Annotated in this window: 7 protein-coding genes; all 7 read right to left on the bottom strand. The window is 49.0% G+C overall.

The window, feature by feature from the left end; genetic code table 11:
• Positions 1-1,038: ABC transporter ATP-binding protein (locus B3K91_RS11080; protein ID WP_292595157.1), on the bottom strand; the 1,038-nt coding region annotated here is incomplete at its 3' end.
• Complete coding sequence (locus B3K91_RS11075) at positions 1,035-2,012, bottom strand: ABC transporter ATP-binding protein (protein ID WP_099830483.1); 978 nt, start codon at positions 2,010-2,012, stop codon at positions 1,035-1,037. The genes B3K91_RS11080 and B3K91_RS11075, both read right to left, overlap by 4 nt.
• Positions 2,009-3,100 carry an ABC transporter permease gene (locus tag B3K91_RS11070; RefSeq protein WP_099830484.1) on the bottom strand — a complete coding sequence of 364 codons (1,092 nt, stop codon included), beginning with the start codon at positions 3,098-3,100 and terminating at the stop codon, positions 2,009-2,011. Before B3K91_RS11070 ends, B3K91_RS11075 begins: the two co-directional genes overlap by 4 nt.
• Position 3,101: 1 nt before the next feature.
• Positions 3,102-4,070: an ABC transporter permease gene (locus tag B3K91_RS11065; RefSeq protein ID WP_214060583.1), complete on the bottom strand. Its 969-nt coding sequence runs from the start codon at positions 4,068-4,070 to the stop codon at positions 3,102-3,104.
• A gap of 55 nt (positions 4,071-4,125) precedes the next feature.
• Complete coding sequence (locus B3K91_RS11060; RefSeq protein ID WP_214078370.1) at positions 4,126-5,871, bottom strand: ABC transporter substrate-binding protein; 1,746 nt, start codon at positions 5,869-5,871, stop codon at positions 4,126-4,128.
• A gap of 40 nt (positions 5,872-5,911) precedes the next feature.
• Entirely contained in the window at positions 5,912-7,012 is a 1,101-nt protein-coding gene (locus B3K91_RS11055; protein ID WP_292595155.1) for an anhydro-N-acetylmuramic acid kinase, read from the bottom strand.
• 11 nt (positions 7,013-7,023) lie between these two features.
• Complete coding sequence (locus tag B3K91_RS11050) at positions 7,024-8,043, bottom strand: serine hydrolase domain-containing protein (protein WP_102819244.1); 1,020 nt, start codon at positions 8,041-8,043, stop codon at positions 7,024-7,026.
• Between the last annotated feature and the right edge of the window lie 793 nt (positions 8,044-8,836).

The raw sequence follows: 8,836 nt of genomic DNA, 5'->3' as shown, positions 1-8,836 counted from the left end.
GTTCTTGCTCTTACCAACCCCCGACCTCCGACCCCCAACCCCGGTCTTACAACTCCTCTCATGAAGCCAGCATGCGACTGTATGGCCCTCAGCCACTTCGAAGCTGTCGGGCATCTCTTTGCTGCAGATGTCGATCTTATATGGGCATCTCGGGTGAAACGGGCAGCCGGGAGGCGGATTGATCGGGCTGGGAGGTTCCCCTTCAAGCTTGATGTTCTGGAGCTTCCTTTCCTGAGGATCCCAGTTTGGAATTGACGCCATCAGAGCCTTTGTGTAGGGGTGAGCGGGGTAATCGAACAGCTCCTTCGCTCCGGCAGTTTCAACAACATTTCCAAGATACATTACCATTATCCTATCGCTCATATGATGTACGACATCAAGGTTATGTGAGATGAATATATACGACATCTTGATCTCGTCTCTTAGCTCCTGCAGCAAGTTGATGATCTGGCTCTGAACAGAGACGTCAAGAGCTGAAGTCGGCTCGTCGCAGATTATCAACCTCGGGCTGACCGAGATAGAACGAGCTATCGCGATTCTCTGCCTCTGCCCTCCTGAAAACTCGTGAGGGTAGCGCTGAGCGTATTCTGGATACATGCCCACCTTCATCAGAAGCTCTCCGACATAATCGTCTATCTCGTCTTTTGAAAGTAGATTGTGTGCTTCTATAGGTTCCTTGATAATGTCTCTTACCGTCATTCTGGGATCCAGCGAGTCAAACGGATTCTGGAAAATCATCTGAACGTCGCGTCGGAATTTCGAGCGGACGTTCTTTGCAAGCCCTTTGGTGATGTCGTATTCATTTCCCTTATCGTCATGATAGATTATCCTTCCTCCGGTCGGTTCATAGATCTTCACTATTGTTCTACCTAGAGTGCTCTTCCCGCAACCCGACTCGCCGACAATGCCGATAGTTTCGCCCTTACTTATCTCCATGGTTACAGATTGCATAGCTCTTACGTAGCCAACAACCTGGAGAAAGACTCCGGCCTTAATCGGGAAGAACTTCCTAAGCCCTTCGGTCGAAAGTATCATCATGTTTCCGACCTCCCATCGAACAGCCAGCAGGCGACCGAATGGCCGGCATTCAAAGAAAACTCGGGAGGATCTTTCTCTCGGCAGATCTCCATTACATGAGGACATCTGGGGTTGAATCGGCAGCCGTCAGGGAACTCGTAAGCTCTTGGAACATAACCCTCAATATACGGCAGCTTCTTTCCCTTGTAGGATCTCATCACTCTGGAGTTCAGCAAGCCCTTTGTGTAAGGATGAGAAGGAGATGAATAAAGTTCATTCACCCCTGCCTTCTCGACTATCTTTCCGGCGTACATTACGTGAACTCTGTCAGCCAGCTCCGCAACTACCCCGAGATCATGGGTGATGAAGATTATAGAACTGCCGAATTCGCCTTGGAGCTCCCGCATAATGTTGAGGACTTGAGCCTGTATTGTAACATCCAGTGCGGTGGTTGGTTCGTCCGCTATGACTATCTCTGGATTGGTTATTAGAGCCATTGCAATCATGATTCTCTGGAGCATTCCGCCGCTCATTTCGTGGGGATACTCTTTGCATCTCTTCTCGGGTTCAGGAATGTTGATTCTACGAAGAATCGAAATAATCTCTTCATAGGTTTTGCCTTCATCCCAGGGCATGTGTGCCCTTGCAACTTCCTTCAGCTGGTAGCCTATGGTGAATAGAGGATCGAACGTCGACATGGGTTCCTGGAATATCATGCTGATTTCCTTGCCCCTTATGTCTCTGTACGCCTTGTTCGACAGTCCTGCCAGGTTCTTTCCCTTGTAATAGATCTCTCCTTCGACCTTTGCGGGAGGTACCTTGATAAGCCCCAGTATAGTCTGGACGGTTACGCTCTTTCCGCATCCTGATTCTCCAACCAGAGCCAAGATCTCTCCCTTCTCGACTTTGAAGCTGATGTCATCTACTGCCTTAACCAGACCATCTGGGGTTCTGAAATATGTCTTAAGGTTCTTGACTTCAAGAATTGTGCTCATACTTTTTCCACCGCCCTGTAAGGATCAACTGCATCTCTCAAGGCGTCTCCTACGAAGTTGAAGGAGAGAACAGCCACTATTATGAATAGCCCTGGAATCATCAGCCAGGGATGAGCCTCCAGTTCAGATAGAGACTGCGCCTGCTTCAGCAGCAACCCCCAGCTGGTCATAGGCTCCTTTATGCCAAGGCCGAGAAAGCTAATAGCGCTCTCACCCAAAATCATTCCCGGTATTGAAAGAGTCGAAACGACTATCAGATAACTGATTGTGTTTGGGATAAGGTGACGCGTTATTATCTTCATGTTCGAAACACCGGATACTTTGGCGGCAAGAATGAATTCCTTCTCTCTCAGGCTCAAGACCATTCCCCTAACAACACGTGCAACCCCCATCCAGCCGATCAGCGACAGGACAATTACGATTCCGAAATAGACCCACGTGCTAGGCCACTGAGGAGGTAGTATCGTGGCTAGTGCCAGCCACAGCGGTATCCTAGGGAAGGATCTTAAGAGTTCTATGAAACGTTGTATCAATACGTCGATAGTCCCGCCATAGTAACCTGAGAGGGCCCCCACTATGGCGCCTATGAAAACGCTTATCAGGGTGCCCACAAGACCCACGGTCATTGACACCTTGCCGCCAACAAGAACTCTAGAGAAGAGGTCTCTTCCAAACCTGTCCCCTCCAAATAGAAGTACCATTGCTACATCTGAAGACTCCTCGACTCCAAAGAGATGAAGATCGGTCTTGAAAAGTCCCCAGAAAGTGTATTCTTCACCCCTTACGAAGAGTTTTATCGGTACTACGTTGTTCTTGTCTTCCGTGAATTCCAGTCTATACGTAACGGGGTTTCTGACCTTGGTCATTCCGTACACGAAAGGACCCCGCCAGTTGCCTTCTTCATCGAAGAAACGTATCTTTGAAGGAGGGGCATAGACGAAGTTTCTGTGTGCCGTTATGTAGTTGTAAGGAGCTATGAAATCGGCGAAGACGACCAGCAAATACATGATCGAGAGGGCAATAAGCCCAACGACTCCAAGTTTATGCTTAAGGAAGTTTTTTGCAATTCGTTCTTTCGTACTCTGCATGTCAGCTCATCCTTATCCTTGGATCGAGAATAGCCAGAGCTATGTCTGCAAGTAGATTTCCGATCTGGGTTATGATGGCTATGAACATCAAAAATGTCATAACTAAATATTGATCGTGGTTAAGAAGCGCATTATAGAAGAAGGGCCCCATTGTCGGAAGGTTCAATACGATAGCGGCGATTATAGTTCCGCTGAACACATTCGGTAGCTCCGTTCCGGCTATGCTGACCATAGGATTCAGAGCGTTCTTGATCGCGTGTTTCTTGACGGTTTTCTCATCGAGGCCGTGCGCTCTAAGGGAAGTCACGAAAGGAGAAGAGACCACGTCTAGCATGTTTCCTCGCATTACCCTCATTAGCCCGGCGAGACCGCTCATTCCAACGACTATGAGAGGAACCCAAATGTGTTTCAGAAGGTCGACAAGTTTTGCCAGACTGAAGGGCGCCCCGACAAACTGGGGCGAGAAGAGACCCCCAACCGATGCCGCCCCCATCTGCAGCATTAGATACATCAAGATCAGTGCCATGAAAAAGTCGGGTATGGAGACTCCTATGAAACCGATCACTGTTAAGGTGTAATCCCCAAATGAATATGGATGCAGCGCCGAATAGATACCCATAGGAACTGCAAGAATCCACTGAAACACAATCGCCCCAAGCGCAATGAGTATGGTCCAGCCCATTCGCTCCCATATCAGTTCTCCAACCGGTCTCTGGAAGGCGAAAGAATATCCGAAATCCCCGCGGGTGACTATTCCCTTTATCCAGTTCCAGTATCTGACATGTGCAGGTTCGTCTAGGCCGAGGTTCTTTCTAAGCAATTCGATCTGAGCCGGCGAGATTCTCGGATTATCGAGGTACTGGCTTACGAAATCGCCCGGCTGAAGCTCGGTAATGACGAAACAGATCACCGATATGAAGAACATCATTGGAATCATGATAAGCAATCTTCTTACGATAAAAGACCACATAACCTTCCTCCAGAGAAATGAAGCGGGAGGAGCTTCTCCTCCCGCAAATTACCAACTACTTCTTAAAGACAGTCCAGGAAGCGTAAGAGAGAAGACCCTCTTCGTTCTGTTCGACATTTCCAAGAGACTTGTTGGCAGCATAAAGATTCATACCTTTACACACAAATATCACGGGTAAGTACTCTGCGTAAATCTCCTGCCATTCGTCGTAGAAGGTCTTTCTGACTGCGTGGTCCATTGCGACTTGACCGAGTTCAAAGAGCTCATATACTCTCTTCTCCCAGTCAAGCATGTTCTCGAATATCGGAAGATTCGTCTCGGGATCCCTTGTCGTTCTGTGCCAGTAATACAGTTGTGTGCCCGGCTGCCATATAGCCTTTCTCAACTGAGGATCGGGTTGGTTTCCGAATGCCCTGATCCCGGCTTCGAAGCTACCTGCGCCGAACATCTGACCGGTAAGAGAACTATCGAGTATCTGCAGGTTCACCTTAATTCCGATGCTAAGTAGATCCTGGGAGTATATGTAGGCGATATCCTGATATTCTTGAGGAGAGCTTTGAAGAGTCAGGACGAATTCGAACTTGCTTCCGTCTGGGTACTCTCTCAGGCCATCACCGTTGACGTCCTTGAAGCCTAATTCGTCAAGGAGCCTTGCTGCTTCGGCAAGGTTGAACGGTCTTCGGATCTCTTCAATCTTTGGGTTGTAGAAGGCCTTATTCGAAGGAAGAACGGGCACTCCTCCGAGAACGGCCAAACCGTTGTAGACCTCATCGATTATTCTTTCTCTGTCCAGAGCATACTCCATTGCCTGGCGGAACTCGGTTGTCTTGAAGACTTCTCTCAGTTTTGGATTCTCAGCATCGAAATTGAAGGCGATGTGAATAGGGCTTGGGGTCGGCTGGGTCGGCTCGGCGAGGAAGACTCTAAATGGACCGCCGGCAAGTTCTCTCTCCTTCAGTATCGGGAAGTCATTTCCCGAGACGGCCATGTAATCGAGTTCACCGGCCATGAACTTCGCCAGCCTTACCTGAGCGTCGCTCACGATAATGTATTCAACCTTGTCGACATACGGCAGTTTGTTTCCGTGAGAATCGACTTTCCAGTAATTGGGGTTCTTCGTCATAACTACTTTCTGATCGATTATGTATTCCGAAAGAACGAACGGGCCGTTTGCCGGAATCTCGCTTGGAGGAGTGTTTGTGAGCCATAGATCGTTAACGGAGTCGGGTCTGTCTTTGTCTATCTTGTCCTCAAGTGCGTGTGAAGGGTAGATATAAGCGTGCGAGAGAACGGTGAAAAAGGCTGCGTAAGGTGCGGGAAGAATCGCTTTGACGGTGCTGTCATCTACCTTCACCCACTCTATGGGCTGTGCTTCGATCGTGAATCGGTCAACAGAGTTTCCCCTTGCGACCGGGTTCATGATGAAGTACTTGAAGGTGAAGATTACATCGTCTGCTGTAAGGGGTACCCCATCTGACCATTTCACATCTCTCAGATGGAAGGTGACCTCTTTGTTATTCTCCGAAACTACCCAAGACTCTGCCAGGGCCGGTCTGATTGCCGATGTGACGGGATGAGCCTCGACAAGTCCTGTTAGCATCTGACCTACCACCGTGTATGCGTTGTTGTCAAGGGTACCGTAGAAGTTGAATGATTGCGGAGATCCGGTAAGAGCTAGATATAGGGTACCTCCCATCTTCGGGTTTGGATCCGGAGTAAGCAGAGTATCTTCCACAAATGGAGCTGCCATCAACATGGCGGTGAAAAGAACCGCGAGAATCAACAGAAAGATTCGCCTCACTGTAAAAACCTCCTTTATGATTTCTCTCCCGTCGGGGAGATTAAGGTAATGCCAGTTTTCCAAGGACAACTCTTTGTCTCGCCCCTGTTACTGAGGGAACGTTTGCCCCGACGCCATTGAAGAACTCCTGGGCAAGGACGGCCATCCCCATGGCTTCCTTGGCCTGCAGAAAGGTTCTATCGGGTACGACTACCTCCAATCCGCTCAAGCGTTGTAGATCTTCAAGCATGACAGGATTCAGGGCGCCTCCTCCAGTAACAATCATTCTCTTCCCCATAGGCAAATAAGAAGTAATACTCTCAACTAATCGTCTTACACTGAACCTTACAAGTGTTCTAACTAGGTCTTCGGGTTTTGTTGCAGAGATCCCTTCCAGGAAAACCTCGTTGTAGAGCTCCCTTCCCGTTGACTTTGGAGGTCTTCTTTCGAAATAGCTTCTGTCTCTCTCTAGAAGGGCATTGAGGATCTCATCATCGACCGCACCGCTGGCCGCTATCTTACCGTTTTCATCAAACTCAAGGTTGTAATGCTTCTTCGTGACCAGATCTAAAAGGCAGTTGGCCGGCCCCGTGTCAAAGGCCTTCACATTCTCAAGATCATCGTCTACATAAGTCACGTTTGCAATGCCCCCGAGGTTTACTGCGTAAGAGCCGCTTTCAAAATAGATCCAGTCGAAATACGGGATGATTGGTGCCCCTTCCCCTCCGTAAACCATATCCTTCTTCCTGAAATCGAACACAACGGGAAGACCAGTTTCTGATGAGATAACGTCGGCCTCTCCTATCTGAAGAGTCGCCCGATTTTCAGGGTCATGGTAGACGGTCTGCCCATGATAAGCAATTGCTTCCACTACTACTCTCGTCTTCTCAAGATAAGACTTTATTGCCGCTGCGTGCCTTCTGCCAATTACGAAGTTCATCAAATTGACCCTGTCAACGCCGGAAAGGTCAGGATCGTACGTCTTCACTATCTCATCGTGAAAAAAAGAATCGAACCGAACGGAAAAATGGTCTAGAAGTTCGATCTTCATTGACTTTCCGCTGCCAGAACAGCTTACCAGAGCCAGCTCCAGCCCATCGGCCGAAGTCCCCGACATTACGCCGAGGATATTCCTTCTCCTGCTGGCGAGCAGTCCTCTCATTCGATTCCAGATCATCCAAGACTCCCAAAGACCAAATTATGAAGCCGTCTTCTAATTCTCTGCATCTGAGGTATAGTGTCTCTTCTGCTTATATTAGTCCGATTAGACAACAGTATCACATACAGCCCGGTAACTGGATCGACCCAAAGCGAGGTTCCGGTGAAACCAGTGTGCCCAAATGCATCTTCTCCAAGAATATCGCCCGCACTGGATCCTCTGGAGGGAGCCAGCCATCCCAGATGTCTTCTATCTCCTCCAATGCATACCGTCTCGGATACGAACGTTTCAAAGACCCTGGATGGTACAAGTCCTGCACACATTAGACTGGAGACAAACCTGAAAAGATCTCTTCCCGTTGAAAAGACGCCCGCATTTCCGCTGACCCCTCCAAGATAATATGCCAGCTCATCGTCCGGAAGACCCTTCAATACTTTTCCATCGCGTTCGCATGTCGGTGCTACATTCGACAGTTCTTTTGGAAGAAAGCCAGAGGAATTCATTCCAAGCGGTCTGAAAACCTCCTCTGAACAGAACTCGGCGAATGACATCGAAGTTGTCTTCTCTACAACTGCCATCAGAGTTATGAAGTTGAGACATGAGTAGTTTATCTTCTCCATCAGACCGTTTTCCGGTTCGAGAGAAATGATCGACTCAAGAAGTTCTCTTCCCTTGAGATCGCGCCATGCTTCCGAGTAGGGCTGCATGCCAGAAGTGTGAGTCAGCAAGTGAAAGACCGAAATACCTTTCTTTGACTCAGGGACATCAAGAAGATCGCCCAGAGTATCCCAAAGCGAGAGATCGCCCCGAGAAACCAGAAGCATGATGGCGCTAGTGGTTGCTACGACCTTGCTCATACTCGCGATGTCATATACGGTCTCAAGCGTGACGGGAGTATTGTCATCGACAGCAAGGAAGCCGTATGGTTTCTCGTAGAGAATCTCGGTATCCTTCCCGACAACGACGACGGCTCCAGGGTACACTGCCTTTTCAATACCACAGGATACTATCTCATCAACTTTATTCCAGATCAAAATAGACCTCCTTTTGTATTACGTTCAATGTAAGCCGTCCTTGGTCCTTCGTCCAAGATCATGAACCCGTCCTTCGAAAGAGCAGTTGCAAGTTGTCAAAGAGCCGCTGTTCGCTTAAGAGCAAAAACCCGCTGGTCGCTGATGAAAACCACGTTGTCCGCCAACAGTCCACCGCCAAGAAGACCGGTTCTTCGTTCCGTCGCTACGCGTCCAGGTTCTTAGTTCTTCGTCCGGGAATCCGTCATGCTGAACTTGTTTCAGCATCTCGATCCTGAGAACCGCTGTGCGCTTAAGAGAAAAACCCGCTGGTCGCTGATGAAAACCACGTTGTCCGTCAACGGGCCACCGCCAAGAAGACCGGTTCTTCGTTCCGTCGCTACGCGTCCAGGTTGTTCGTTCTTCGTCCGGGAATCCGTCATGCTGAACTTGTTTCAGCATCTCGATCCTGAGAATCGCTGTACGCTTAAGAGCAAAAACCCGCTGGTCGCTGGTGAAAACCACGTTGCCCGTCAACGGGCCACCGCCAAGAAGACCGGTTCTTCGTTCCGACGCTACGCGTCCAGGTTGTTCGTTCTTGGAACCGGATCCCTTATCAAGTCTGGGATACAGCAAATGGTTATTCCGAAAAGGCTAGATTCCGTCATTCCGACAAAGCTCCTGGTCGGAATCTTGATGCTATTGCTTCAATGGTCCTAACCAAGAACGAAGAACAAATCCTCGCTCTGGAACGAATAACAGATTCTCCTGGTGAACGGAGAACCGCTCAACGGTCAACCGCTTTCTTTGCTCCTGA

The organism is Mesotoga sp. UBA5847, from assembly GCF_002432735.1.
Classification (GTDB): domain Bacteria; phylum Thermotogota; class Thermotogae; order Petrotogales; family Kosmotogaceae; genus Mesotoga.
Note: the sequence above shows the minus strand (reverse complement) of the source record. Positions and strands in the feature narration are given on the sequence as shown.

Excerpts from the sequence above, each read along its gene's own strand:
- B3K91_RS11075 (WP_099830483.1), bottom strand. The coding sequence starts at position 2,012 with ATGAGCACAATTCTTGAAGTCAAGAACCTTAAGACATATTTCAGAACC.
- B3K91_RS11070 (WP_099830484.1), bottom strand. The coding sequence starts at position 3,100 with ATGCAGAGTACGAAAGAACGAATTGCAAAAAACTTCCTTAAGCATAAA.
- B3K91_RS11065 (WP_214060583.1), bottom strand. The coding sequence starts at position 4,070 with ATGTGGTCTTTTATCGTAAGAAGATTGCTTATCATGATTCCAATGATG.
- B3K91_RS11055 (WP_292595155.1), bottom strand. The coding sequence starts at position 7,012 with ATGAGAGGACTGCTCGCCAGCAGGAGAAGGAATATCCTCGGCGTAATG.